Source organism: Schaalia georgiae DSM 6843 (genome assembly GCF_000429245.1).
Taxonomy (GTDB): Bacteria; Actinomycetota; Actinomycetes; order Actinomycetales; family Actinomycetaceae; genus Pauljensenia; species Pauljensenia georgiae.
In genome coordinates, this window is record NZ_KE386870.1 from 1 (window position 1) to 25,844 (window position 25,844).

The following is a 25,844-nucleotide window of genomic DNA, read 5'->3' on the forward strand; positions in this document are numbered from 1 at the left end:
CCACGACAATCCCGCGCCCGACACCGCCACCCGCGACAGGGCGGTGCGCACGATCGTCTCCACACTGGGCGCCTCCCCCTCACCGCTGCTGTCGTCTGCGGGCTCCCCTTCGTCCCCGGCGGGTGTGGGGGTGGGTGTGCCGGCCACGTACTGGCAGTGCGAGGAGACCGCGCCCGCATCCCCCGGCCTGGCCGCCGACCCCGGAATCCCCTCCCGCTCACCCGTGCACACCATCTCCAACGGACCCCCCGTCACAGGCCCACCCCGAGAAGAACCCCCAGGAGCCGCGGGCGCCCCAGACGCAGCAGGAACGCCATCCGCGGAACCCCCACCAGCAGCAGAACCACCCACAACCGACGACGACGGCGGACCACCATGAGCAGTAGTCGACCTCTGAGTCGCCTCGACAGTAATAGCCGGACCACTCACTCTATCGTCGCTCGAATCCTTCATGGAGAAGTCTGGGTCCTCCGCTACTGCGGGCGGGGCGAACAGTGTGAGGGCCAGGACCATCACTGCGAAGGCGCTGCCAGCACGCCCCCGCGCCTCACTTGACATCTTCAGCATTCTCTGCCGTCCCTTCCATGACCCGCCAGGCACTCCCGTCCCAGTGCACATGCAGTTTGATAATGATGTCGCGGACTGTGGCGTCCACATAACCGTTGCTCGTGTAGCCCTTGGGCATGTGCTCGTCGAAACGAAGCTGGATCGCATAGGCGCCGGGTCCGAACTCGTTCTCGTCCAAACTCCTGACGATCTGCGTTTCCGTGACATCGTTGTACCCGCCCGTCCCCCAGTAGCCGTGGGCGTAGAACTCCTCAACATGGGTGATCGCGTTCTGGCAGTACATGCAGCTCTCTTCACTGATGGACTTCAAGGGCCCGGTGTCCCCCGTGTTCCACGCGTAGGCCCGGGCCTTGAGGTAGTAGCGTGCTGCGGCTTTCGCGCCCGCCTCGTCCCCTTTGCTCATCTGCGCGGGCTGGGCTGGCGCCTTGTCGGTGACAGGCGGGCGCTTCAAACTCCCATCGGACTGGACCTGGTAGCCATGGCTCATCCCATAATCCGGCTCACCACGGAAGAACACCACATACGCCCCCACCGACACAGCCGCCACCAGGACAACCAACACCACCAACGCCCGCGCGCCCAACCGCCGGCGCGGCCCCTTAACCTCGGCAACCCCCGTGTACGGGTCGATGCCTTGCGCCCGCAACTGCGCGTCCCGAGCCAAAGCCTCACGACGCAACCCCTCCACGTACTCACGCACCACAGGCGACATCCCACCACCACCATCATCGGGCAAGTCATCGACAGGACCACCGTCGGGCAGGCCGCTGGCGGGGCCGTCAGCCGACTGGTCACCGACGGGACCGTCGACAGGACCGCCGTTGGGCAGGCCGCTAGTGGGACCCCCAGCAGGCAGATTGTCGGTGAGGCCGTCGATGCGACCGTCGTCAGACAGGACGCGAGCGGGACCGTCAGCCGACGGACCGTCGGTGGAGGCGCCGCCGTTGGGCAGACCGCTGCCCCTCCTGATGCTTGGCGTACCGCCCGGTGCGGCGGTGGTGTTCTCGCGTCCGGACACGGAAGAACTGGCAACCGCTTCGGCGGCGCCCGCCTCGTCAGCCCGCCCGCGCCCACCATCGGACAGGGCGGCATCATCTGCTCTCACTGGTACCACGTCCTCGTGCCAGGTCCGGACCATGGTAGTGGCCCGCTTCACTGCTACCTTCTTGATGGTAACGCTCTGTGCGTGCCCGGCGCTAGCCCTTGATCGAACTTGTGGATGAACGTCCTGGTCGTCCGCGCCCACTGGTTGCCCGATTCCTGCCAGGACCGCACACAAGGGCCCGGATTACGCAACACCTAGTCGCACACAACGGCGGAATCAAGCCCTTGTGTGCGATCACGTGTTGCGAAAACACCGTCCTTGTGTGCGTAACCGAGGGGGAGGGGGTGCGCCCCGCATCGGCGGACCGTCGAAGTGGACCGCAGGACCGCGGCTCACGCCTCGGTGCGCACCTCGCGGATGAAACGCGCCGGAACGCCGCCGACGATCGTCATCGGCGCGACATCGCGGGTGACCACGGCCCCGGCTGCGACTATGGCTCCCGCGCCGATCCTCACGCCCCCCAGGATGGTCGCGTTCGACCCGATCCACACGTTCTCCTCCAGGACGATCGGGCGCGGGTGGAGCGTGCTGCGGCGGGCGGGGTCCTCGTCGTGGTCGAGCGTAGCGAACACGCAGTTGTGCCCGATCAGGGCGCCATCGCCGATCCAGATGCCGCCCTGGTCCTGGAACTTGCAGTCGGCGTTGACGAAGACGCGCGCTCCGAAACGGACGTTCAGACCGGCGTCGAAGACGACGGGGGACAGGATGGTCGTCGTCGGGTCGATCGGCTCCCCGAGCAGCGCCCCGATGCGCTCGCGCAGAGTGTCGTCGTCCAGGGGCTGGGCGTTGATGATGCGGCAGGCGCGCCGCACTTCGACGGCGCGCTCGTGCATGAACGCCCCGAGGTCGTTCGTGGCGGTCATCTGCTCGCCGCGCGCGATGCGCTGGCGGAACTCGTTCACGTCCATGCGGGCAGTGTAGGCGTTACGCGCACTCGCCCCCACTGAGGCGCTTCGACGCATCAAGCAGGCCCGTGCCATCGAGCAGACGCAGCGCGATGCCACCGGCCGCGCTGTCGAGGAACGTCACCGCCAACTCCAATCCTCGTGCGCCCTGACTCAAGACCGCGGCCCACGCTATGGCTGGCCGTCCCTGGACAGGTGGCCACAGCACCAGCGTGCTTGTAGATTCCAAACTCATAGGTGCATAGTCATCTAGATGTGTGGTAGACTATGTGGCATGGAGTTGAAGCACGCGATCCTCGGGCTGCTGTCGATCCGTTCCGCGAGCGGTTACGACCTGGCACGTGCGTTCGCAGGTTCGGTGGCGCACTTCTGGCACGCCGACCGGTCGCAGATCTATCGGACGCTGGACCGGCTGAGCGGGGCGGGGGCGATCACGACAGAGGTGGTGCGACAGGATGGCAAGCCCGACCGCAAGGTGCACTCCCTGACCGACGCCGGGCGCGCGGAGCTGACGGACTGGCTGTCGTCTCCGGTGGAGGAGGACCTTCCCAAGGAGCCGTTCCTCGCCCGGCTGTTCTTTGCCGCCCTGATCGGCCGGGAAGGGGTGGAGAGGATGCTTGATGAGCGGGAACGTCAGATGAACGAGGCGTCGACCACGTTGTCCTCGCTCTCGACCAGCTCCGATGACCTGATGGGGCTGTTGCAGACGGCGACCCTGCGCAATGGCCTGGTCCACGCCGAGGCCGAACGGGAGTGGCTGCGCGAGACGCGCGCCAGCCTGCTCGGACTCGCCGAGCCGACCGAGAACTCTCAGGAGTGACCGTGACCAGGAAGAGCCCTACCGGCACGTACCCGGCTGAGCAAGGCCCACGATCTGAGGAGCGGATGATGGGTACCGCGACTCCGCCCCTGGCTGTCGATGCCCGGCACCTGGTCAAGCGGTACAGGAGCAAGACGGCGGTCGACGGCATCGACCTGCAGCTCCGCGCGGGGGAGGTCTTCAGTCTGCTGGGCACGAACGGTGCCGGTAAGACCACGACCGTGGAGACGCTGGCAGGTCTCCGCCGACCCACCCAGGCCAGCGCCCGGGTCTTGGGGCTGAATCCGTTCAGCGACCTCATGCGGTTCTTGATCCTCGGCACCCTGCTGGATGGGCCGCTCTCGCTCTACGACATGCGCAAACAGTTCGCTGCGGGCATCACGCTGTTCTACACCGCCAGTTTCGGGAGTATCCAGCGCGCGCTCGGGCAGCTGGAGTCGCATGGGTGGGTGACGATCCTCGACGCCGACGACTCCCGTCGGCGCAAGAAGCTCTACGTCGTCAACGATGCCGGCCAGCAGGCGTGGCGCGAGTGGAAGCGCGCGCCGGTCACCGCCTCCGATGCCGAGCCGACGATGCTCGCGAAGGTCTGCTTGCTCGGACGGCTTCCCGCAGCCGACCGGCGTGCGTGCGTGCGTCGCGGTGCCGCGCGGGAGGATCGCGGCGGATGCCGATCGGCTCGCCTCGTTGGCAGCGGAACTCGATGCTACAGAGTTCTCGGACGACGTCCAGCAGGCCTACCGCTACCGGCGGGCGACCCTGGGCCACGGCATCTGCGCGCATGTGCTCGCAATGCAGTGGCTCGACGAGAGGAGACCGCATGACCGCCATCGCTCTTGTCGTCGCGCTCGCGCTGCTGGCGGCGCTCGCCGTCCTGCAGATCCTCGCCGCGTCGGGCCTTCCCCTAGGTCGTTTCGGGTGGGGCGGCCAGCACCGCGTTCTGCCGCGCGGGCTCCGCGTCGCCAGTGCGGCGTCGGTGCTGGTGTACGCGGGGTTGGCGGCCCTGCTGCTCAGCCGTGCGGGCGTTCTCCCGGCCGGAGGCAGTACAGCGGTGATCGTCTTGACCTGGGTGGTGTTCGCGTTCTTCGCCGCGAGCGTGGCGCTCAACGCGCTCTCGCGCAGCCCCGCCGAACGCTGGACGATGGCACCGACCAGCCTCCTACTGGCAGCAGCAACGCTCGTCATCGCCCTGGGCTGAAGATCTCCCCGATCGGTGCGTTGAACCGGTATGAAGGCGTCGCCTTCAAATCTGTCTCATCGAGGAACTGCTCGTCATTGACCGAACTGGTGGATTCAATACGGCACGAGGAGAAGGACGAAGCGCCGTCTGGCGTAGCTGGGGCGTGGATCGTCTGCGACAGAGATGAAAGTGCTCCGCACAGAGCGGAGCTGGAGAAATGACTCGGCGATTCGGAGAAGCATTATGCGGCGATCTCCCACCCGTGCATCGAAATACTGGCTCCTCCTGCACCTCCGCGAGAAGTCGTTGCCGGGGAGTGCTGAGAGGGTAGTGAGGAAGTTGAAAAGGGCCTGGCAATGGGGGAGCACAAGAAGGGCGGGCAAGTGCCCTCGGAGCTCATCGATGCCACCGACCAGGCGGTGCGCCGTGCGGATCGTCGGTGGAAGAGTCTGGCTGAGGGCGCGGATGCGCGGAGCGCGGCTCAATGGAGCGACATGCCAGAACCGATCGCCTGGCTCGATGCCCCGTACCTGGGATCGAAGCGCCGGGGGCGGTTGGTGGCACACTGGTGGCATGGACGACCTGCGCATCCCGCCCGGCCCCGGCTGCCCACGGGGGCTGGTCGTGCCCGCGGGCGAGCTGGGGGAGCGCTTCTCCCACGCCTCGGGCCCCGGCGGCCAGGGAGTGAACACCGCGGACTCGCGCGTGCAACTCAGCCTGGACCTGGCCACGACAACCGCCCTCGACCAGGAGCAGCGCGAAAGGGCACTGGCCCGCCTGGGCGAGCGCCTGTCGGGCACCGTCCTGACGGTCGTGGCCGCCGAGCACCGCTCCCAGCGGCGCAACCGCGCGGCCGCGCGCGAGCGGCTGGCCGCCCTCCTGCGCGGCTCGCTCGCCCCGCTCCGGCCCCGGCGGCCCACGAAGCCGACCCGCGGGTCCAAGCTCCGCCGCCTGGCGGACAAGAGGAAGCGCTCCGAGGTCAAAGCGCGCCGACGCCGCCCCAGTGCCGAATGAGGCGCCCGGCCTCGTCCCGCAGCGCCCCGGCCCCGCCTACTCCCATTCGCTCCCATCCGTGCGCCAGCCGATGAACGTCCAGGTGACGGGCAGCGTGTAGTCCAGCGTCCAGTGCCCGGAGCGGTCCCCAGTCGGGTTCGGACGCGGCACGCATGTGAAGTGATCCGAGGCGTAGGCGTCGAAGAGCTTCTGCTCCCGCGCGGTGAAAGGCTCTGGGCCCGCCAGGCGCCGCAGGTCGGCCCGCGCCTCATCGAAAGAAGCGAAGCGCATCGGGCGGAACGTCGTCGTGCTCGCGCAGAACGGGACCCTGCCCATGCCCGACAGCGCCCGCTTGACGTCCCGGACGGCGTGGGGCCGCTTCGCGACTCGCCCCAGGTGGGTGAGCAGGCGGGGCTCGTAGGAGGGCAGGGGGCTGGCGGAGACGGTGACCGCCGCCTTCGTGCGGGCCGCCGAGTCCAGCTTGCCGATGTGCGCGCGCACGTCGTCGGCCACCAGCGACCGCGAGGCGAAGGCGACGTCCACGCTGTCGGCGCCCAGGCCCGCCCCCTCCCAGTCGTCGTCCCACGCCAGCAGGTGCGCGGTGATGGGGAGCCTGTCCCGGGTGGCGCGCTTGGTGAGGACGGCGAGCATCGCCTCGGCGAAATCGCAGGCGTGCACGTGGTGCCCACGTTTCGCCAGGAGGATGGCCAGCGTTCCGGTCGCGCAGCCCATGTCCAGCACCGTGTCCAATGGGTCGAGCGCGAGGAGTTTCATGAGCCAGTGCTCGTAGGCCCTGGTGGCTGTGCGGGTGAACGTCGCGGCCCGCTTGTTCCAGTACTCCCTGGAATCGTGGTCGAACACGACTACACGGCCGCTGTTTCGTTTCGGCATTGTTCGATGCCCCTTGGCTATTGTCTTCCGAGGCCGGGCAGCACCGCCCAGCTCCCACTATGATAGCTGCTCACCGCAGGGGCCCGGGCGGAACCGGGGCCGCGCACCGCGTTGGGACTGGTCCGCCATGTGCGCGGACGCCCTCCCCGCCTCGATCAGAGTCGGCTGCCCCCCCACCGCGCCCCCGGCGCCGCTTGGGGGACGGTCGGGAGCATCGGCCCCCGGGTTCCCCTCCGCGCGGCGCGGTCCCTGACCGGCTCCCTCACGCCCTGTTACCGCTCGGTCCGCGTTGTGAACAGGATTAACCGCGAACCCGTACCCGGGGCGCCGTGCGTTCGCGTATCCTTGAGCGGTACGGCGGAAGGTTCCCGGGTTCGGGCCCGCCACCACCGGCCCCGCGGTCAGGACCGACACCCAAGTGCGGCGCGGGACGGGCAGGACTGAATCGAGGAACTGATCCCATGACACGATATGACCTCAAGGGGCGCATCGCGGTGGTCACCGGTGCCACCGGCGCCATCGGATCCGCGGTGGTGCGCGCCCTGGTCGAGGGTGGCGCGGGCGTTGCCATCATCGCGAGGGGCCGCCGCCGCCTCGAGCGCCTGCGGGGCAGGCTCCCCGACGACGCGCGGGTGGTCGTGTGCCCCGCCGACGTGTCCAGCGCCTACGAGCTTGTGGAGGCCAGGGAGCGCGTGCACCGGGAGCTGGGCGTCCCCGACCTGGTGGTGACCGCCGCCGGGGTGCGCCGCGCCGCCCTCTTCGAGGACGCCGTCCCCGCCGACTGGAACCTCATGCTCAACACCAACGTGCGCGGGACCCTGCAGGCCGTTCAGATCTTCGCCCACGACGTGCTGGCCGCGGGCGAGGCGGGGGAGTGCGCCGACATCGTCACCTTCGCCACCGCGCCCGCCCACGAGCGCCAGCAGGCGTACTCGGTGTTCTCCTCCTTCGGCGCCGCCCTGTCGCAGTTCTCCAAGCACTTGCGCGCCGAGTACGGCCCCCGGGGAGTGCGCGTGCACCACATCGAGTCCCTGTACACGGCGGGCAGTTTCTTCACCCACGGCAACCTGGGCGCGGACCGGTCCACCAGCGCCCACCATGACATCCTGCCCGACGACATCGAGTACATCGAGCCGATCGGCACGCAGCACCTGGCCAGTGAGGTCGCCTTCATGGTGTCGCTGCCCGCGCACGTCAACTTCGCCAACGCGGTGGTTCAACCGACGAGGAGCCATTGAATGAGGCGGATCAGCACAGTCCGCGACGCTCTCAAGGCGTTCGCGGCGCGCGAGGCGTCCGGGGCGCTGCTGCTGCTCGCGGCCGCCGCCGTCGCCCTGGTCTGGGCGAACGCGGGCGCCCTGGGCTACGAGGCGTTCTGGAACGCGCGCCTGTCAGTCCACCTGGGCCCTTGGGGCATCGACATGTCCTTGCGGCACTGGATCAACGACGGCCTGATGATGATGTTCTTCCTGCTGGTCAGCCTGGAGGTCAAACACGACTTCGTGATGGGCGAGCTGCGGGAATGGCGCCGCGCCTGCGTGCCCGTGCTGGCGGCGGTCTGCGGCCTGGTCGTCCCCGCCGTCGTGTTCGGGGTCATCAATGCGGGCGGCCCCCACGCGGGCGCCTGGGGCATCGTGATCTCCACGGACACCGCATTCGTGGTGGGGATCCTGGCGGCGTTCGGCAAACGGCTCCCCGTTCAGCTGCGCTCCTTCCTGGTGACGCTGGCGGTCGTCGACGACGTGGGCGCGCTCGCGGTCATCGCGACTGTGTACACCGACACCGTCCGCCTGGTCCCCTTGGCGGGCGCCCTGCTGGTCGCCTCCGCGCTCTACGCCGTCCAGCGGGCCCGCGTGTGCCGCGCCTCCGTGTACATCGTCTTCGGGGCGCTGCTGTGGCTGCTCTTCCTGGCCTCTGGGGTGCACGCGACCATCGCGGGTGTCGTCCTGGGGCTGCTCATGCCCGTCTTCCCGCCCGAGCGCTCCGCGCTGCTCACGGCGGAGGAACTCACCCAGCGGTTCCGCCGCGCCCCCACGGCCCTGACCGGTAGGAACGCGGTGTACGGGATCCTGCGGGCGGTCTCCATCAACGAGCGCCACCAGCTGAGCATGGCCCCCATCGTCAGTCTCTTCGTAGTCCCTGTGTTCGCGCTGTCGAACGCGGGGGTCGCCATCTCACGGGACACATTGGTCCACGCCCTCCACTCGCCGCTGACGTGGGGCATCGTCGCCGGCCTCGTCGCAGGCAAATACGTCGGAGCCCTCGGGGCGTCGGTCCTGGCCTCCAAGACCAGGATCGGCGAACTCGCTCCCGGCCTGGGTCTGCGCCACATCAACGGCGGCGCGATGCTCACGGGCATCGGCTTCACGATCTCGCTGTTCATCATCGACCTGGCCATCGAGGACGGCGCGGCGCAGGCGGACGCCCGTATCGGGGTGCTCGCCGCCTCCCTCCTCGCGGCCCTCCTCGGCGCCCTCGTGCTCGCCCTCACCGCCTTCCTCGACGCCCGGCGAGCGCCCGCCCGGACCCGCCTCACGAGGCCGGTGGACCCCCGGCGCGACCACATCGCCGGGAACCCCGCCTCGGCCCTCACCCTGGTCCAGTACGGGCAACTGGGCTGCCTCGAGGACGGCGCCACCGTCGAACTGCTCCGCGAGGTGCGCGACCACTTCGACAACGACCTGCGCCTGGTCTTCCGCCACAACCCCCTGGGCGACCCGGGGGCCGAGCAGGCCGCCGAGATGCTCGAAGCGGTGGCCTCCCAGAGTCCCGACCTCTTCGAACCGGTGCGCGTGGAAGTGGCGCGCCTGTGCGACGAGGCGGACCTCGACCGGGACGTGCTGCGCCGGGCAGCGGTGGAGATGGGCGCGAACCTGGCGCGCCTCGACGCGCAGATGCTGCAGCGCCCGCACATCGGGCGCGTCCACGACGACGCCGACGATGCCGCGAGCATGGGCCTGACCCGCGCGCCCGCCTTCTTCATCGGCGAGGAACTCTACCAGGGCGAGCACACGCCCGAGGCACTGATCGAGGCCCTCGAAGCGGCCAGGGCCGCGCTCGATCCCAGAACAGCAGCGCGTACCGCAGGGGAGCATGACTGATGAGCAAGAGAACGATCGTGATCGCCGGAGGGGCGCACGGCATCGGCCTGGCCGTCGCACGGGCGGCTGCCGCGCAGGGCGACGAGGCGGTCATCGTCGACCGGGTCCCCCCGTCGGGCACCGTCGACGCCCGCTTCGTCCGCGTCGACCTGTCCAGTGCCCGCCAGGTCGAGGAGGCCCTGGGTTCGCTCGCCAAGTCCGAGGACCGCATCGACGCGCTCGTGGTGGCTGCGGGCCGCGCTGCCAACGGCGCCCTGGGGGACAGGCCCGCCCACGAGTGGAGTGAGCACCTGTCCAACGACGTGCTCTCCGTGGTGGTGCCCACCAGGGTGATGCTGCCAGCCCTCATCCAGACAGGGCGGGACTACGGCGTCGCAGACATCGTGGTCATCGGCTCGATCGCCGGCGACACCGCCTTCAAGAACGCCGTCGTGTACGGGGCCGGGTCGGCGGCCCGCAACAGTTTCGGCGAGCAGCTGCGCGTGGAGCTGCGCCACGAGAACGTGCGGGTGCGCTCCATCCACCTGGGCTACGTGCGGACCCGGGCGATCGAGGCGATCAAGCCCACGGTCCTGGAGAGCCCCTTCGCGGACACTCCGCTGACCCCCGAGGACGTGTCAGCGGTGATCATGCACGAGCTCGACCAGCCCGCCCACGTCAGCACCCACGACATCGTCCTGGTGCCCACATTGCAGGGCTGGGCGTAGCCCCGCGCTTCCACGGGTCCCGCTTCGGGGCCGCGCGGGGCCGACCGGAGCCCCTTGGCGCGGATTGATAGCGAAATGGCGCGTTCTGCCCGCGATGGGGCGCCCCGCGCCGTCTAGGCTGAATACACGAGCGCGGAAGGGGCCGGACCGGTCCCGCGAACGTGAACGGAGGCCAACGTGGAACCCCGAGTCATCCTCATCACTGGTGCGTCGTCAGGAATAGGGCGCGCCGCCGCCCGCACCCTGGCGCGCAAAGGCCACATCGTCTACGGGGCCGCCCGCCGGTTGGGGAGGATCGAGGCGCTCGTGGCGGACGGGGTGCGGCCCGTGGAACTCGACATCACCGACGAGGGCGCCTGCCGCGCCGCCGTCGGCCGCGTCCTCGCCGAGCAGGGGCGCGTCGACGTGCTCGTCAACAACGCCGGATACGGTTCCTACGGCGCCGTCGAGGACGTCGCGCTGGCCGAGGCGCGCCGGCAGTTCGAGGTGAACGTGTTCGGGGCCGCCGCCCTCGTGAAGGCGGTCGCGCCCGGCATGCGCGAGCGGCGCTCGGGCACGATCATCAACGTCTCCTCAATGGGCGGCCGCCTCGTCGTCTCCCGCATGGGGGCGTGGTACCACGCCACCAAGTACGCCCTGGAGGCCCTCTCGGACGCGCTGCGCGTGGAATTGGCGGACTTCGGCATCCGCGTCGTCCTCATCGAGCCGGGCGCCATCAGAACGCAGTGGGGCGCCATCGCCGCCGACCACCTCGAAGAATCGTCGAAAGGCGGCGCTTACGAGGCCCGGGCCGCCAGGACCGCCGCCGTCATGCGCCGCCTCTACTCCTCCCCGGTGATCTCGGCCCCGCACGTGGTCGTCCGCGCGATGGAGAGGGCGATCAGCGCGCCCAGGCCCAGGACGCGCTACCTCATCGGATTCGGCGCCAAACCCGTGGTGGCGCTGCGGGCGCTCCTGCCCGCGCGCGCCTTCGACTGGATCGTGAAGCGCACCAGCTAGGGCGGCGATGGACTACGTGCTCGACGGGCAGTACACCCGCCTGCTGCGCAACGCGGGCATCGACCCGTCGCGCCTGCTCCGGGCGGCGGGCCTGCCCGGCGACGCCCTCGTCGGCCCCAGGCCGGTGCTCGCGCCCGCCCAGCACAACGCCCTCATCGAAGCGCTCAGCCGCCTCGCCGGCGGCGCGAAAGGCGCGATAGCGCTGGCGACGGGGAAGGGGGTCGAACGCTTCTCACCGCCGGTCCTCGCGGCCTACTGCGCCGACGACGCGCTGCAGTGCCTTGAGCGGCTGGCCCGGTACAAACCGCTCATCGGACCGGTGCGGTTCACGGTGGAGCGGGAGGCGTCGGCAGTGGGCGTCGTCATAACAGCGGAGGGGGACGCGTCCCCGGTGCCCGCCTTCCAGGTGCTCGTCGAGACCGCCTTCCTGCTGGGAATCATCCGCTCGGCGACCGGGGAGCCCGTCAACGCGCTGGCCGCCACGATGGTGGAGCCCCCTCAAGGCGAGGACCTGGCGGAAATGGAGGAGTACCTCGGATGCCCCCTCCGGGCCGGGGCCGTCGACCGCCTGGTGCTGCGCGCGGCCGACGCCACTCTCCCCTTCACCACCTCCCACCGGAGCATGTGGGAGTACCTCGAACCCGAACTCAGCCGCCGCCTCGCCGACTTGCACTTGGGCGCGTCGATGGCGCAGAGGGTCCGCGCCTGCCTCGTCGAGCTGCTGCCCTCGGGCAGGTGCGCCGCTGGCGACGCCGCCCGCCGCCTCGGCGTCAGCCGCCGCACCCTGCAGCGCCGACTCGGCCAGGAGGGAACCACCTTCTCGAAGGAACTCGCCTCGCTCCGCCACGACCTGGCGCTCGGCTACCTCTCGCACGCGGAGATGGGGGTCCGGGAGGTCGCCTACCTGCTGGGGTACCTGGAGACGAACTCCTTCCTCCGTGCTTTCCGGACGTGGACGGGCACCGGTGTGGGGCAATGGCGGGCAGCGCACGGCAGCGGGGCTCCCGCGTGATGGGCTGCGCCGCGCGGCCGGAGCCGGATCTGTAGGCTTGGGGGCGACGTCGCTGAAAGGGGAACGCCATGGGTCTGGACGCCGTGGTTCCGTGCCGGTGCTTCGAGGACGGGCTGCTCGCGGACCCGCCCGCCGGTATCGGCGAACTGGTGCGCACCTCTTACGGCGAACTTGCCGTCAGGGCTTTCGAGGAGGAGGGGTTGGACGACCAGACCGCGGCCTCCTTCAGCCCCGGCGCCCAAGACGCGCTCCGCCGCTTCAACGAGTGGGCGAAGGCGCCGTGCGCCCACAAGTGGGGGTACGCGTGGGCCGAACAGATCGGCAACTGGGCGATGGTGAGGGAGTTCCGCTCGCTGGTGGGCCTGCTGGGCGGGCGCGCCCGGTACCCGCACCTGGACGCGCTGCTGCCGTCGGACAACGAGGGGTGCCTGGCCGTCGACCGGATGCCCGCGGTGAGGGCAGAGCTGGAGGACTTCTACGCGCGGGTGGTGGAGGCGCAGGCGTGGGCGCTCGTGGCCGACGGGTACGACGACCCCCTGTTCTACTGCGTCGATGCCGACATCTCGTGGTGGCGCTCCTACCGCACCCCGGAGGGCGCGGACGTGGGGGTCCTGATGGACTCCGATGCCGTCGTGTTCATCGAGGACGGGGGAACGGGGATCGCGACCCGCCGCTTCGTCCAGGTCTGGGAGGAGCCCTCCGACCAGTCGGACGAGCGCCCTGTGCGCATCGAGTTCCTCGACCGGCGCGGCACTGTCCACCTGCCCTCGCCGCTCGTCCACGGCCAGCGGGACCGCGTCGAGTGCCGCGTCGAGGCCCGCACCGCCCCTTTCTTGGACGACGGCGAGTACTGGGCTGGGAAGCGCCTCATGGAGGGGATCGACGCCGCCCTGGCGGTCGGCCAGCCGATGTACTGGCGGTGAGGGGCACTGCGGATGTGATGCGCTCTATCCAGCACCGTTGCGTGGTCGGCGCCGGATACCGTCGGTTCCATCCAAGAACCGAATCGTGGCGCTGGTGGCCCGTGACGGGTGGCCGGGCACCGAAGTCCTGCGCGGGGCGCGCTGTTCACTCTGGTGGCGCCCGTGCGCTCCGGACTGGTCCAAAATGCGTCTGGGCTTCGCTGCGTTCTGCCGGTGCCGACGTCTGTTGGTCCAAAATGCGTCTGGGCTAACCCGGATTCGGTGAATTTGGCCGTTTCGCCGGAGACTCAGACGCATTTTGGACCACTCGACTGTCGGGTCTCCGTTCCCACTCGAGACTCAGACGCATTTTGGACCACAACCGCGGGCGGCCCTGCGATTCGGGTGCCTGACCAGCGTCTTACCAGCGTCGAGCTCCTGAACGCGCCCTTCGGGTGGGGCGTGAGGAGGCCGCGGAGCAGGAAGGGGCCTACGCCTCGTTGAGCTCCCCGAATGGGATGTGGACACTGGGCGTCGAGCGCGAGGCCGTGTCCACGTGGCGGCGCTGGTCGTCGAAGAAGATGTGCGGCCGCAGAGTCCCCAAGACGGGCCCCTTGTCGATTCCGCCCAGGAAGAACGCGTCGTTGACGCGCAGTCCCCACCCACGGATCGAGTTGATCGCGCGCTCGTGCGCGGGAGCGCTGCGCGCCGTCACGACGGCGACGCGGACCCTGCGCTCGTAGCCGTCAGGATCGGCGTCGCGCTTGGCGTCCTCGATCCGCTGGATGTGGTTGATCTTCTCCAGGAAGGTCGCCAGCGGCCCCTTGGGGAGGGGCACGTCGGCCAGGGCGCTCTCGTTCTCCTGGTACGCCTCCAGCGTCCCCTCCTGGTAGATCCTCTCGGAGGAGTCGTCGGCCAGAACGCCGTCGAAGTCGAAGGCGATGCGTAGATCGGTGCCCCCGTCGTCGTCCACTGCGCGCCCCACGACGCGGCCAGCCGCGAACCCCATGCGGATCGCCTTGCGCACGTCGGCCTCGTTGGCCGACAGGAACAGGGACATGCGCAGCGGTTCCATGAAACGGTAGGGAGCGTGGCCCTGCATGAAGATCGCGCGCGTGATGTCCAAGCCGTGGTGTTCGACTGAGCGCATGACGCGCAGCCCCGTCTCCGGGTCGTTGCGCGACAGGACGACCACCTCGACCAGGCGCTCGTCCTCGGACAGGTCGTTGAGGGCCAGGAGGCGCCGGATGAAGGGGAAGGCCACCCCCGGTCCCAGCGCGTCGTCGATGTGATCGCGCTGGTATTCGCGGTACTTCTGCTCGCCTTCCTGGCGGAACACCGCGTCCGACGCCCCCAAGTCGAAGAGCGCGCTGGAGGCGACCCCGATGACGAGGGCGCGCTCCAGATCCAGCTTCCCGGGCATCGCGCCTCCTTTCTCTCACTACGGGCTCCGCGCCCTTGCGGACAAGGGTAGCGGTGCCGGTGCGCGCCTGCGCCGCCTTGCCCCCTCCGCCGGGCGCGGACCGCGTTCCTGGACCCGCGTTTCCGGGCGCTGCCCGCGTTGCCCGGTGCGGCCTGATCCCCGTGTGCGGACCGTACGGCTGGCGTCCGCCGTGCGCGTCGGCACGGCGGCTCTCCGCCTGGCTGCCACCCGCGTCCCGCCGTGCGACCATGGGGGCATGACGAATCTGGCAGGAACATTCTCCTCGCTCGCCGCCGCGCGCCACTCCGTCCGCGCGTTCAAGCCCGGCCCCGTCCCCTCCGATGTCCTGGACGCGATACTGGCCGATGCCTCGGCCGCGCCCAGCTGGTCGAACACGCGCCCCTTCGCCCTCGCCCTGGCCACCGGCGAGCGGGCCGACCGGCTCCGCGCCGCCTACACGGAGGAGTTCGACCGGACCCTGGACGTCCAGCACCGCAAACCACTCGCCGCCGCGAAACTCGTCCTCTCCGGCCACGCCCCCGACGGCGACTACAAGGTGTGGAAGCACTACCCCGAGGACCTGCGCCCCCACCAGATCGAGGTGGCGCGCCTGCTGTACGGCGCCTACGGGGTGGAGCGCCACGACCACGAGGGCCGCGACCGCGCCAACCGGCGCAATGCGGTCGCCTTTGACGCCCCCGTCATCGGTTTCGCCTTCGTCCACAAGGGGTTGATGCCCTTCTCCGCGTTGGATGCGGGCATCATGCTTCAGACCCTGTGGCTATCGGCCAAGGCCCACGGAGTGGACTCGTGCCCCCTGGGGATCCTGGCTGCGTGGCGGCGCCCCGTCGACGCAGAGTTCGACGTGCCCCGCAACTACGCGCTCATCACCGGTTTCGCGCTCGGCTACGCCGATCAGGAGGCGCCCGTCAATGCCTTCCGCGCCCCGCGCCGCCCTGTTTCCCTGATCCAGGGGCGTTGACGCCGCAGGAAAGCGCCCGTCCCGCCACCGGGCCCGGGCCGTCGCCCCCGTCCCAATGGACGGCGGTCACTGATCGCCTGGGCGGGGCCGGCGCCGACCGCCAGGGGCTTCGCCCCGGTGCCACGCGACGGCGATCTGCACCCGGTCGCGCAGGCCCGTCTTGGCGAGGATCCTGCTCACGTACCTGCGCGCGCTCGCGGTCTCGATCACGAGGCGCCCGGCGATCTCCGCGTTCGACATGCCGTCGGCGATCAGAGCGGCCACCTGGCGCTCCCGGGGGGTGAGCGCGCTGAACACCGCCTCCACCCCCGTTTCCCCCGAACCACCTGCGAAGAGCGGGGAGGCCGCCGCGCGGCGGATGAGCTCGCGCGTGATGCGGGGGGTGAGCACGGCGTCGCCGTGGGCGACCGCGTGCACGGCGTCGCAGAGCTGGCGGGCGGTCGCGTCTTTGAGGAGGAACCCCGACGCCCCGGCCGCCAGGGCGCCGAACGCGTAGTCGTCCTGGTCGTACGTCGTCAGCACGAGCACCCGGATCCCCGGGTAGCGCGCGGTCACCAGGCGCGTCGCGTCTATCCCGTCCAGCCGTGGCATCCGCGCGTCCATGAGAACCACGTCCGGCATGGACCCGTTGCGCAGGGACAGGGTGTCGAGCTTGTCCACAGCCTCCTGTCCGTCCTGCGCCTCGGCCACCAGCTCCGCGTCCGGGTCGCGCCTGAGCATGAGTGCGATGCCGAGCCGGGTCAGGCGCTGGTCGTCGACGACCATCACCCGGATCACCGCTCGGCCCCCGTTCCAGCTTCGGCGTCCGTTCCTGTTTCCGCGCCCGGTCCGGCCCCTGCTTCCGCGCCCGTTCCGGCCCCGGCGTCCGTTCCAACCGTGGCGCCCGCTCCGCTCCCAGCACTCGTTCCGGCACCCGTTCCCGATTCTGCATACGGGCGCGCTCCTGCCGCGGCGCCTGTTCCCGCGTCCGCCTCCACCGCTGTCCCGTCGCGGTCCGGTGCCCCCGGCCGCGACGGGATGCGCGCGTGGAGTACCCAGCCCGCCCCGGACCATCCCGCTTCGCAGGCGCCGCCCGCCTCCACGACCCGGGAGCGGACCATCGACAGCCCCGAGTGGGGCGGCGCGACGATGGGAAGGGGCGGGCCCCCGCCGGCGCCGTCGCCGGGTGCTCCGTGCTGTCTGTCGTCGCCGGGCGCGCTCCCGCCGGCGCCGAAGTCAGGCGCCTCTTTCCGTCCGTCGTCGCGGACGGACGCCTCCATCCATCCGTCGTCCAGGTGGTCCCATGACACGGTGATCACGGAGGCGCCCCGCGCGTGCCTGAGGGCGTTCGTGATGCCCTCGCGCGCCACGGCGAAGGCGAGGTCCGCCTGGCCCGCGTCCCGTGAACGGCGCCCGGTCTCGTGGAAGGCCACAGCCATTCCCGTGCTCCGGGCGCTGGCGATCACGGAATGGATGTCGTCCCACGTGTGCCGCCCAGGGCCCGCGGGCGCGCCCCCTCCCCGGCCCAGTGCCCGCACCGCCTCCCGGGTCTGCTCCAGGCACTCGCGGGCGGCGGCGTTGATGCCCGCCAGCGCCTCGTCGACCTCGGCGTCGCCCGTTGCCCCGGTCAGCCCCTCCGACAGGACGATGATCGTGGTCAGCCCGTGGCCCACGGAATCATGGAGCTCGGCGGCCACACGGGACTGGGCGAGCGCCAGGTTCCGTTCCTGCTCCAGGGACGCGGCCCGCAGCGCCGCCTCCCTGCTGCGCCTGTGCCCCTCCCGGGCGCGCTCGCGCGCGCGGAGCACCATGCCGCAGCAGCAGACCAGCGCGAAAGTGGTGAACGAGGCCAGCGCCTCCGCCCCCCGGTCCCCGGAGGCCCCCATGGCCCCGCCGAGGCCAGTGGCCGCAGCGCACACTGCGCCGACCGGTGCCGCCGCGCGCGAGGGGGCGTGGCGGCCGAGCGAGTAGAGGGCGATCACCACGGGGAGCACCAGGAACGCGCCGGCCCCATGCGCCGTGGAGGCCGCGTACAAGCCCGCTGCGATCAAGGCAGCCGCCGCCGGGCGCGCGCGGCGCACCGCCACGCAGGCCAGGCCCCCCGCCGATGCCGCCGCTGCCAGGGCCGTGGCAGCGGCGCCCAGTCCCTGCGGCACTGCGGGTCCGGAGGGGAACCCCGGGACGAGCACTGAGGCGAGGACGGCTGCCTCGTAGCACGCGCAGACCGCCACTGGGACCCAGCCCCAGCGGCCCAGCGCACTGCGGCCGCCGCCCATCAACTCCTCCTCCTGCGCTCCGCCGACCTGGCGCCTCCGGTGTCCCCGCGCAGCGCGGGCCACCGCCCGAGCCACCCGGCCAGCCGCCACCGCAGGATCGACACTACCGCCAGGAAGGACGCCACGGCGAATACGGCGCACAGATCCACCGGCGGGCAGAAGGCCGGGACTGCGAAGAGGCGCAGGGAGAGGAACAACCCGATGCCCGCTGCGGCCAGGGCCAGGGCGAGGGAGAGCAGCCCCGTGGCCGCCGCCAGGAGGGCCGCCTGCCAGACCAACATGCGGGTGGCCTGCGGCCGCGGCACGCCGAGGGTTCGTAAGGCCGTGATCCCCGGTCCCTGGTCGTCCGCGCTGAGCGCGGTCACCGCTGCGGCCGTCGCCAGGGAGAAGAGGGCCACGAGGCCCACCAGCGCGGTGGTGTCCGTGTAGTTGAAGGCCGTCTGGACGCCCATTGCCCGCATGACGCGCTCGAAAGTGCGGACCATGCACAGCAGCAGCGATCCGCCCCCTGCGGCGATCACGAGGGGGATCGTGGCGACGGCGCTGCGCCTTGCCCGCGCGCGCAGGGCCTTGCCCGCGAGCACTCCCATCGTCGAACCGGCCAGGGCTGGGAGGGCCGCCGCGCAGGCGATGGCCGCCTCCACGCCCCGTGCGCCCCACAGGGCGGCCGCGACCAGCAGGAGGGCGCCCGGCCACACCATGAGCGAGCTCAGTGCCCCGCCCCCGCCTGTTCCACCGACCGCCGGGTCCCAAGTCCCGGCGACCGGCAAGAGCAGCGCGAGGGCCGCGACTGCGGCCGCAGCCACCGGATGGCCGGACGCGCCCTCGGCTCCGGCGCTCGAGGAGCGGAGCGCATCGACGGGCCTCATGCGGGCCGCGCGCAGCGAGGGGCCCAGCGAGCCCAGCATGCACGTGAGCCACGACAGGGCCAGCGACGCCGCCCACGCCCCGGGCGATGCCCTGAAAGGCGGGTCGAAGCCCCCGGTGCCGCCGGGGAATCCCTGCGCGGCGAGCCCGTTGAACCAGGGGACCAGTGCGAAGGAGGCGGGCACCGAGGCCAGGGAGCCCGCCAGTGCCCCGGCGCCGCACGCCACCGCCGTCATGGCGAGCGCGGTGGCCCCCACCTGTGCGGGCGTCGCCCCCAGCAGCCGCCAGCGGCTGAAGTCCGGGGCGCAGCGCACCGCGGTGGCCGATCCGACCACCGTCAGCGAGAAGGCGGCCACCAGTGCGACGCAGCAGTAGACCGACACTGAGACGATGTGGAACTCCTCCGCGCGCAAGCCGGACGCCCGTGCGGCCGCCAGGAACTCCGGTGAGTGCGTCCACACGAACTGGTTGGCGCACACGCCCACCAGGGCGGTCGTGAGCGACATGACGACGACCAGGGGGATCCAGGCGCCCCAGTCGTTGGCAAGGATCCTCAATGCGCGCCTAGGCACCGGGCGCCTCCCCGCACTGCTGGTCCATCCCCTCGAGGACCTCCCCGGCGGACAGCGCGGTCGCGACGCGGGTGATCCGCCCGTCGCGCATGAACGCCACGCGGTCGGCCGACGAGGCGATCGCCGGGTCGTGGGTGACGATGACGACCGTCGTCCCGTCCTCGCCCATCGCGCTCAGCGCCTCGAGCACAACCCGCGAGTTGCCCGAGTCCAGTGCCCCGGTGGGCTCGTCCGCGAAGAGCGCCCTCGGGGCGCTGAGGAGCGCGCGGATGACCGCGCAGCGCTGTGCCTCGCCCCCCGAGGCGGCCTCCGCCCTGGTGCGCCGCCTCCCCGCCAAGGAGAAACGGGAGAAGAGGCGGTCCACCTGCGCGGGGTCCGCCCTGCCCCCGGCGAGCTCGAGCGGAAGGACGGCGTTCTCCTCGAGGGTGAGGTAGGGGACGAGGTTCGCGTCCTGGAACACGAAGCCGACGCGCTCGCGCATGAACCGGGTGCGCCGCGCCTCGTTGAGGGCGCCCAAGTCCTGGCCGTCCACCACGGCCGCGCCGCGGGTCGGGGCGTCCAAGCCCGACATGATGTGGAGCAAGGAGGTCTTTCCCGCCCCCGAGCGCCCGACCAGGGCGGTCACCCCGGGACCGGCGTCGAGGGAGCAGTCGCGCAGGACTGTGAGCGGTACGCCCCCTTGGGAGACCTCCTTCCACACGCCGCGCGCAGAAACCACGCATCCCATCGGGCCCTCCTCCATCCGTCTGCGGGGCGCCCGGCCCCGGGGGAGGGCGGTCCTCCCGATTCCTATGGAACAGCGGCGGGCGGCCCGGGCGCCAGGGGCGGCGCGCGATCGCCATCTCCAGTGGACAACCACGCTCCCGCCTGCTGGCGGGCTACTGCGGGCCGTCGGCGGCGGGCGCGGGGGCGTCGAGCGCGCGGACGCTGGGGGCGGCGCACATGAACGCCCCGAGCGCGCCGAAGACCAGGCCCGCGGCGGTGAAGAGCGCGGGCACGCCCGTCCGCTCCGCGATGGCGCCCCCCAGGGCGACGCCGACGGGCATCGCCAATCCGAGCATCATCTGGAAGAAGCCCAGTGCGCGCCCGACCTTGTCCTCTTCGATGTGCCTTTGGATGAGCGTCATCAGGGGTGAGTGGAACCACGCCAGGAACACGCAGGCGAAGCCCATGAGCACCACGAACGCCCAGAACCCACCCGGGGGCAGGAGCCCGATGGCCACAATTGGGGGCGCGACGATCATGGTCGCGCAGCTCATGAGCAGCGCGAGCCGTTTCCCCCCTCCCCAGGCCATCATGATGAGCGCGCCGACCAGCATGCACGAGCCCGTGATCGCCTCGGCGAGGGACACCATGGCCCCATCGGCGCCGAAGTGCTGTTTCGCCATGAGCGGGTACACCGCCTGGATGGCGGCGAAAACCATCATCCCGACGGTGAGGGCGGCGATGAGGACCACCAGGCCCCGGTTGGTGCTGAGCGCCCTCCACCCCTGGCGGATCTGCCCCATGACGGTCGGGGGCATCTCCGCCTCGACCGAGGGGATCCTGGCCAGCGCCAGGCCGGCCACCGCCAGCAGCGCGCCCGTGAACTCCAGCCCCAGTGTGAAGGGGAGTCCGAAGGCGGAGTAGAGGGCGATGCCGATCGCGGGGCCGCCGATGTTCGACATGGCGCTCACGGCCTGGTCGAGCGTGTTGATGCGCATGAGGTGCTTCTCGGGGACCAGCATCGGCATTGCGGCGCTCATCGCTGGGAAGTGGAATGCCTGGAAGCAGCTGCGCAGCGCCGCGAAGACGCATATGAGGGCGAAGGCGCCGTGCCCGAACCACGCCAGGACGGCCAGCGCCAGTGACATCGACCCCGCGCCCAAGTCGGAGACGATCATGACGGCACGGCGGTTGTACCGGTCCGCTGCCAGGCCCCCCAGGGGGGCTAGCAGCCCCAGGGGCAACTGGGAGAGGGCCATGACGAGGGCGAGTTTGAGGGCCGAGCCCTCGGTGGTGGTGACGTGCCAGATGATTGCCCACCCCGACGCCCCGCTGGTGATGACGGAGAACGCCTGGCCGCTCCAGATCGTGGCGACCACCCACCACCAGTTCGGCGCCAGCGGGCGCCCGGAAGCGCTCACCGGCGCGGGGGCGGGGGGTGTGTCCGGCGTCATTTGAACGAGGGTAGCGTGGCGCTTCTCGCTGGTCAATGGGTCCAGGGGCCTCCGGGGCCGATCGGTGGTGCGGTTCTGGATCAAATCCGTATTTCATTTTCATAAAAACCTTGCAAAGCACGCGGCGTGAGTTGCATCCCCTTCGGCCGCCGCGGCCCGGCGCGTCGCGTACGGTGGTTCGCGTCTCAACCGCTGATAATGGCGGGAAACGAACTGAAAGGCGAACATGCCGAAGAAGAACCTCTCCGTCGCGATGGCATACGTCGGGGTCGTCGCGGGCGCCGGACTCGCCTCGGGACAGGACCTGCTCCAGTACTTCCTCAGCTTCGGGGTGATGGGCGTGCTCGGCATCGCGGTCATGGGCGGCCTCAACATGGTCTTCGGCTCGCTCGCCCTGCAGCTGGGCTCCTACTTCCGCTCCGACCACCACGACGAGGTGTTCGGGCGGATCGCCCACCCTGTCGTCAACCGCCTCATCGACGTCGTCCTGGTGGCCTCCAGCTTCATCATGGGATTCGTCATGCTGGCCGGGGCGGGGGCGAACCTGCAGCAGGCATTCGGCCTGCCGACCATGTGGGGCGCCGTCATCTGCGGCCTCCTGGTGGTGGTCACCGCGTTCCTCGACATCGACCGCATCACCCGGGTCATCGGCGTGTTCACCCCGGTGATCGTCGTTCTGATCCTGGTCCTCACCGCCCACACCCTCACCCAGTCCCACCCGCCGGTCGAACAGCTCGACGCAGCCGCCCGCTCCGTCGTCCCGGCGCTGCCGAATGTGTGGCTGTCCGCCCTCAACTACTGCGCGCTGTGCGTCCTGGGCGGTGTCGCGATGGCCTTCGTGCTCGGCGGCTCCGTGCTCCGCATCGACGTGGCGCGCAGTGCCGGGCGCATCGGGGGCGTCATCCTGGCCGGGGTGGTCACCCTCACCGGCATCACCCTGTTCCTCAACGTCGGAACCGTCAAGGACGTCGACGTGCCAATGCAGGAGATCGCCCGCTCGGTCCACCCCTTCTTCGCGCTCGTCTACACGCTCGCCATCTTCGCCCTCATCTACAACACCGTGTTCTCGCTGTTCTACTCGGTCGCACGGCGCTTCGCGGGCGGCAGCGAGGCCAGGATGCGCCTCATCCTCATCGGGGTCGTCGCCGCGGGCCTGGCCGCCTCGATGGCGGGCTTCAAATCGTTGGTCGGCATGATGTACCCGATCCTGGGCCACCTGGGCATGGGTCTCATGGTGGTCGTCGCCGCCGGCTGGTGGCGCGAGCGCCACAATATCGGCCGCGAGGAGAACCTGCGCCGCAAAATGGTCCGCCTCCTGCTGCACAAGCACGCGCCCCGCGCCCCCTACACCACCGAGCACCGGCGCGACGTGCGCGCGCTGGCCGAGGCCTCGGTGGCCGATGCCTCCCAGCTGCGGTCCGACGCCGACGAGCTCGCCGGGCAGATCGTGGCCAACGAGGACGACGTGCGCGCCTTCGCCCACGCGAACCTGCCGGTGGACGAGGACAAGGTCGCCGAGTTGGTGGAGTCCCGAAGCGCTTGATCCCGGCTCCGGTGCCTCCCCGGGAGGCTCACGCCCCTTCGACGCCGCCGAAGAGGCCCGCGACCACCCTGCCCGACTCCAGTGCGAGCAGCCACTCCTTGCGGTCCACGCCCCCGGCGTACCCGGACACGCCCCCTGACGCGCTCAGGACCCGGTGGCACGGAACGAACAGGGAAATCGGATTGCGCCCCACCGCCCAGCCGACCACCCGGGGGGAGACGGGCCTGGAGGCGGCCGCCGTGCGGTGCGCCGCGCGCTTGCCCCCGTTGCCGGACTGCGCGCCGGTTCCCTGCGGGCGCTGCGACTCCTGGGTGAGCGCCTCGGCGAGCTTGCCGTAACTGGTCGTCGTCCCGTAGGGGACTCGCAGCAGGGCGTCCCACACGCGGAGCTGGAAGTCGTTCCCGTACGCGCGCAGCGGGAAGTCCAGCGGGGGGTTGGAGCCGGCGTAGTAGGCGTCCAGCCACGCGTCCGCCGCGCGCAGCGCAGGGTCCGCGGCGTCGCGCGCGAAGCCGACCACTGCCTCGTCCACACCATAGGGCGCGCCGAAGAAGCGCTGCCGGTAGAACCACGCCCCCACCAGAGTGCCCCCGTGAGCGGCGAGGGTCATCGGGCCCAACGGGCCGCGGTGGATGGCGATAGCGAGATCATCACTGGTGGGGAACGTCTTCGTGCGCATAATCCCGGGCGGTCGCGGCCACTGCCGGGGCGTGTGCCGACGTCCTGGTCCGGGGCCTCGCGACTGGGCCGGGACGCCGGGGGAACCGGGGGGTTCCGCTTCAGCAGTCGGCGCCGCTCCTTTCTATGGACTCTAAGGATACGTCCTTTGTGGGCCGGGGCACAGAGGTTTGGGGACCTGATTCCCGCGAGCCCGCGACCGGGGGCGCAGGCCGCTGGCGAGGGGGCGCCCACTTACACTGGAAAGGTGGAACCGCTGCCCATCTTCCTCATCGGAATGCTCATCATCGTCGCCTGCCAGTTCGCCGCGCCCCGCGTCGGAGTGGCGTCGCCGCTGATTCTGCTCGGCGTGGGCCTGGCGATCGGTTTCCTGCCCGTGGTCGCCCCCGTCAGGATCGACCCCCGCATCGTTCTGGAAATGGTCCTGCCCCCGCTGCTGTTCTCCGCTGCGGTGCGGATGCCCACCATGGACTTCCGGCGCGAGCTGTCCGCCGTCGCCATGCTGGCCATCCCCCTGGTCGTCATCAGCGCCGCCGCCATCGGCTTCCTGGTCAACTGGATGGTCCCACAGGTCTCGTTGCCCTGGGCCATCGCCCTGGGCGCCGTCATCTCGCCGACCGACGCGGTCGCCGTCTCCATCGCCAAGCGCAGCGGGGTCGCCCACCGGATCATCACCGTGCTGGAGGGCGAAGGGCTGTTCAACGACGCCACCGCCCTCGTCCTCCTCGCGGCGGCGACCAGCGCGGGCGTCGCCGCCAGCGAGAACGCGCTCAACCCCAGTGCCCTGGCCTCCGCGTTCCTGATCGCGCTCGTGGTCGCGATCGGGGTGGGCTGGGCCGTCGGCGAACTCGGCGTGCGGGTGCGCGCCCGCCTGAAGGATCCCACCTCCGACACGGTCTTCTCCTTCGCCATGCCCTTCCTGGCGTCCATCCCGGCCGAGCACCTGGGAGGGTCCGGCCTGGTGGCCGCCGTCGTGGCGGGCCTGGTCGTGTCCATCCGCCGCGTCGGCCTGATCTCGGCGAACAACAGGCGCTTCGCCACGCAGAACTGGTCGACCGTCACAGTGGTGCTCGAGAGCGGGGTCTTCCTCGTGATGGGCCTGCAGGCCTACGGGATCGTCACCGACGAGGCGACCGGCACCGGCTATGAGGGGCTCGGGCGCGCCGCCCTGGTGGCGGTGGTCGCAGGGGGCGCCACCGTCGCGGTCCGGGCGGGGTTCGTCAGCGCCCTGCTGGCATGGCTGGACCACAGGCGCAAGCACTCCAAACGCCGCCACGAGCGCGACGAGGCCCGGATCGGGGTCTTCGAGGAGCGCCTCGCCGACGCGTGCACGGTCGATGAGGAGGTGCTCCAGGCCCGCAACCTCTCCGAGGAGGAATGGCGCGCCGCTCTGAACAGGTGGCACCGCCGCCTCGACCGCGTCCAACGGCGGAAGACGCGCCGCGGCTCAGACCTGGAGTACTTCGCGAACGAGCCCCTGGGGCCACGCGAGGGCGCCGTCGTCGTGTGGGCGGGGATGCGCGGGGCCATCACCCTGGCGGCCTCGCAGACGATCGCCCAGGACGTGCCGATGCGGGGGTTCCTTCTGCTGGTCGCGCTCCTGGTCGCAGCCGGATCGCTCATCATCCAGGGGCTGACGCTGCCCGCCGTCATCCGCTTGGTGAAACCCCAGATGGCGTCGGGCGAGGTCGATGACGAGGAGCGCAGGCTCCTCGCCCAGGTCATGGGGTCCGCTCTCGTGGACACCGCGCTGGCGCAGGCCATCCAGGAGATGGACGGCAAGGAGCTGGCGCAGGCCGGCCTGTCGCACACGCTCGCACGCATCGAGCACGCCCAGGGGGACAGTGCTCCGCCCCCGCGCGCGCAAGAGCGAGCCATAGAAGGACTGCGGGCGGTCCTCGCGGACATCCCCGCGGGCGCCGGGGCCGATGGAGCTGGCCCGGCGGATGGGCCCACTGACGCGGACGAGGTCGCCCGAGCCTTCACCCGCTGCCAGATCCGCGAGCTCGCCCTCGAAGCGATCCAAGCCCAGCGCGAGGCGCTGCTGGACGCGCGCGACGAAGGGGTCTTCTCCTCCGTCGCCCTCGACGGGGCGCTCGCACGCCTCGACAATGAGGAGATCCTCCTGGTCCTGGGCTCCCACGGCCCGGAGCACTAGGGCACGACGCCCTCAGGGGCACTAGGGC

23 protein-coding genes and 1 pseudogene are annotated in these 25,844 nt (G+C 70.8%); 13 read left to right on the forward strand and 11 right to left on the reverse strand.

Annotated elements, in window-relative coordinates:
* The 3 genes and pseudogenes from G447_RS11790 to G447_RS0108600 form a co-directional block, all read right to left on the reverse strand.
* A pseudogene (locus G447_RS11790) lies at nucleotides 1–255 on the reverse strand (hypothetical protein); the annotation flags it as partial.
* A 292-nt stretch (nucleotides 256–547) separates the two neighbouring features.
* Nucleotides 548–1,672: a DUF6318 family protein gene (locus tag G447_RS0108595; protein WP_081697904.1), complete on the reverse strand. Its 1,125-nt coding sequence runs from the start codon at nucleotides 1,670–1,672 to the stop codon at nucleotides 548–550.
* A gap of 332 nt (nucleotides 1,673–2,004) precedes the next feature.
* Nucleotides 2,005–2,580 (reverse strand): DapH/DapD/GlmU-related protein, encoded by a 576-nt coding sequence (locus tag G447_RS0108600; protein WP_026430748.1) that lies wholly within the window; start codon nucleotides 2,578–2,580, stop codon nucleotides 2,005–2,007.
* Between the two features lie 271 nt (nucleotides 2,581–2,851).
* On the opposite strand from G447_RS0108600, the gene G447_RS0108610 reads away from it, so the two are divergent.
* From G447_RS0108610 to arfB, 4 genes are all read left to right on the forward strand, one after another.
* Nucleotides 2,852–3,397, forward strand: a complete 546-nt coding sequence (locus G447_RS0108610) for a PadR family transcriptional regulator (RefSeq protein WP_005868552.1) — start codon at nucleotides 2,852–2,854, stop codon at nucleotides 3,395–3,397.
* Between the two features lie 68 nt (nucleotides 3,398–3,465).
* Nucleotides 3,466–4,221: an ATP-binding cassette domain-containing protein gene (locus tag G447_RS0108615; RefSeq protein WP_131295730.1), complete on the forward strand. Its 756-nt coding sequence runs from the start codon at nucleotides 3,466–3,468 to the stop codon at nucleotides 4,219–4,221.
* Nucleotides 4,218–4,595, forward strand: coding sequence for a hypothetical protein (locus tag G447_RS0108620; protein WP_005868549.1), 378 nt, complete (start codon nucleotides 4,218–4,220; stop codon nucleotides 4,593–4,595). Before G447_RS0108615 ends, G447_RS0108620 begins: the two co-directional genes overlap by 4 nt.
* A gap of 555 nt (nucleotides 4,596–5,150) precedes the next feature.
* The gene (gene arfB, locus G447_RS0108625) at nucleotides 5,151–5,591 is read left to right on the forward strand and encodes an alternative ribosome rescue aminoacyl-tRNA hydrolase ArfB (RefSeq protein ID WP_026430750.1); all 441 of its coding nucleotides are present in this window, start codon (nucleotides 5,151–5,153) and stop codon (nucleotides 5,589–5,591) included.
* A 36-nt stretch (nucleotides 5,592–5,627) separates the two neighbouring features.
* Here the strand turns inward: arfB and G447_RS0108630 are convergent, their stop codons facing one another.
* Nucleotides 5,628–6,461: a class I SAM-dependent methyltransferase gene (locus G447_RS0108630; RefSeq protein WP_026430751.1), complete on the reverse strand. Its 834-nt coding sequence runs from the start codon at nucleotides 6,459–6,461 to the stop codon at nucleotides 5,628–5,630.
* Between the two features lie 461 nt (nucleotides 6,462–6,922).
* On the opposite strand from G447_RS0108630, the gene G447_RS0108635 reads away from it, so the two are divergent.
* The 6 genes from G447_RS0108635 (at nucleotide 6,923) to G447_RS0108660 (ending at nucleotide 13,203) form a co-directional block, all read left to right on the forward strand.
* Nucleotides 6,923–7,699, forward strand: coding sequence for an SDR family oxidoreductase (locus tag G447_RS0108635; protein WP_026430752.1), 777 nt, complete (start codon nucleotides 6,923–6,925; stop codon nucleotides 7,697–7,699).
* Nucleotides 7,700–9,562: a Na+/H+ antiporter NhaA gene (nhaA, locus tag G447_RS0108640; RefSeq protein WP_026430753.1), complete on the forward strand. Its 1,863-nt coding sequence runs from the start codon at nucleotides 7,700–7,702 to the stop codon at nucleotides 9,560–9,562. It begins immediately after the preceding gene.
* On the forward strand, nucleotides 9,562–10,269 hold the full coding sequence (locus tag G447_RS0108645) for an SDR family oxidoreductase (protein WP_026430754.1): 708 nt from the start codon (nucleotides 9,562–9,564) through the stop codon (nucleotides 10,267–10,269). The genes nhaA and G447_RS0108645 overlap by 1 nt, the downstream gene beginning before the upstream one ends.
* A gap of 177 nt (nucleotides 10,270–10,446) precedes the next feature.
* Nucleotides 10,447–11,268, forward strand: a complete 822-nt coding sequence (locus G447_RS0108650) for an oxidoreductase (protein WP_026430755.1) — start codon at nucleotides 10,447–10,449, stop codon at nucleotides 11,266–11,268.
* Nucleotides 11,269–11,275: 7 nt separating this feature from the next.
* Nucleotides 11,276–12,280 (forward strand): AraC family transcriptional regulator, encoded by a 1,005-nt coding sequence (locus tag G447_RS0108655; protein WP_034476932.1) that lies wholly within the window; start codon nucleotides 11,276–11,278, stop codon nucleotides 12,278–12,280.
* A 68-nt stretch (nucleotides 12,281–12,348) separates the two neighbouring features.
* The gene (locus G447_RS0108660; RefSeq protein ID WP_026430757.1) at nucleotides 12,349–13,203 is read left to right on the forward strand and encodes a hypothetical protein; all 855 of its coding nucleotides are present in this window, start codon (nucleotides 12,349–12,351) and stop codon (nucleotides 13,201–13,203) included.
* A gap of 469 nt (nucleotides 13,204–13,672) precedes the next feature.
* On the opposite strand, the gene G447_RS0108665 is transcribed toward G447_RS0108660, so the two are convergent.
* The gene (locus tag G447_RS0108665; protein ID WP_026430758.1) at nucleotides 13,673–14,605 is read right to left on the reverse strand and encodes a 5'-nucleotidase; all 933 of its coding nucleotides are present in this window, start codon (nucleotides 14,603–14,605) and stop codon (nucleotides 13,673–13,675) included.
* A 256-nt stretch (nucleotides 14,606–14,861) separates the two neighbouring features.
* Between G447_RS0108665 and G447_RS0108670 the strand changes: the two genes are divergently transcribed.
* Nucleotides 14,862–15,587: a nitroreductase gene (locus G447_RS0108670; RefSeq protein ID WP_026430759.1), complete on the forward strand. Its 726-nt coding sequence runs from the start codon at nucleotides 14,862–14,864 to the stop codon at nucleotides 15,585–15,587.
* Between the two features lie 66 nt (nucleotides 15,588–15,653).
* Here the strand turns inward: G447_RS0108670 and G447_RS0108675 are convergent, their stop codons facing one another.
* The 5 genes from G447_RS0108675 to G447_RS0108695 all read right to left on the reverse strand — a co-directional run bounded on the left by G447_RS0108675 (nucleotide 15,654) and on the right by G447_RS0108695 (nucleotide 21,440).
* The gene (locus tag G447_RS0108675; protein WP_005869536.1) at nucleotides 15,654–16,364 is read right to left on the reverse strand and encodes a response regulator transcription factor; all 711 of its coding nucleotides are present in this window, start codon (nucleotides 16,362–16,364) and stop codon (nucleotides 15,654–15,656) included.
* Complete coding sequence (locus tag G447_RS11420; protein WP_051226300.1) at nucleotides 16,361–17,842, reverse strand: sensor histidine kinase; 1,482 nt, start codon at nucleotides 17,840–17,842, stop codon at nucleotides 16,361–16,363. The genes G447_RS0108675 and G447_RS11420 overlap by 4 nt, the downstream gene beginning before the upstream one ends.
* Complete coding sequence (locus G447_RS11425; protein WP_051226301.1) at nucleotides 17,842–19,266, reverse strand: FtsX-like permease family protein; 1,425 nt, start codon at nucleotides 19,264–19,266, stop codon at nucleotides 17,842–17,844. The genes G447_RS11420 and G447_RS11425 overlap by 1 nt, the downstream gene beginning before the upstream one ends.
* A 7-nt stretch (nucleotides 19,267–19,273) precedes the next feature.
* Nucleotides 19,274–20,008, reverse strand: coding sequence for an ABC transporter ATP-binding protein (locus tag G447_RS0108690; protein WP_005870145.1), 735 nt, complete (start codon nucleotides 20,006–20,008; stop codon nucleotides 19,274–19,276).
* A gap of 151 nt (nucleotides 20,009–20,159) precedes the next feature.
* The gene (locus tag G447_RS0108695) at nucleotides 20,160–21,440 is read right to left on the reverse strand and encodes an MFS transporter (RefSeq protein ID WP_034476936.1); all 1,281 of its coding nucleotides are present in this window, start codon (nucleotides 21,438–21,440) and stop codon (nucleotides 20,160–20,162) included.
* 226 nt (nucleotides 21,441–21,666) lie between these two features.
* Between G447_RS0108695 and G447_RS0108700 the strand changes: the two genes are divergently transcribed.
* A complete protein-coding gene (locus G447_RS0108700) occupies nucleotides 21,667–22,983 on the forward strand; it encodes a YkvI family membrane protein (protein WP_026430762.1) in 1,317 nt (438 codons plus the stop codon).
* A 28-nt stretch (nucleotides 22,984–23,011) separates the two neighbouring features.
* Here the strand turns inward: G447_RS0108700 and G447_RS0108705 are convergent, their stop codons facing one another.
* On the reverse strand, nucleotides 23,012–23,659 hold the full coding sequence (locus tag G447_RS0108705; RefSeq protein ID WP_005870147.1) for a methylated-DNA--[protein]-cysteine S-methyltransferase: 648 nt from the start codon (nucleotides 23,657–23,659) through the stop codon (nucleotides 23,012–23,014).
* Nucleotides 23,660–23,905: 246 nt separating this feature from the next.
* Here G447_RS0108705 and G447_RS0108710 point away from each other — a divergent pair, with 246 nt between their 5' ends.
* Nucleotides 23,906–25,816, forward strand: a complete 1,911-nt coding sequence (locus tag G447_RS0108710) for a cation:proton antiporter (RefSeq protein WP_026430763.1) — start codon at nucleotides 23,906–23,908, stop codon at nucleotides 25,814–25,816.
* Nucleotides 25,817–25,844 lie beyond the last annotated feature (28 nt).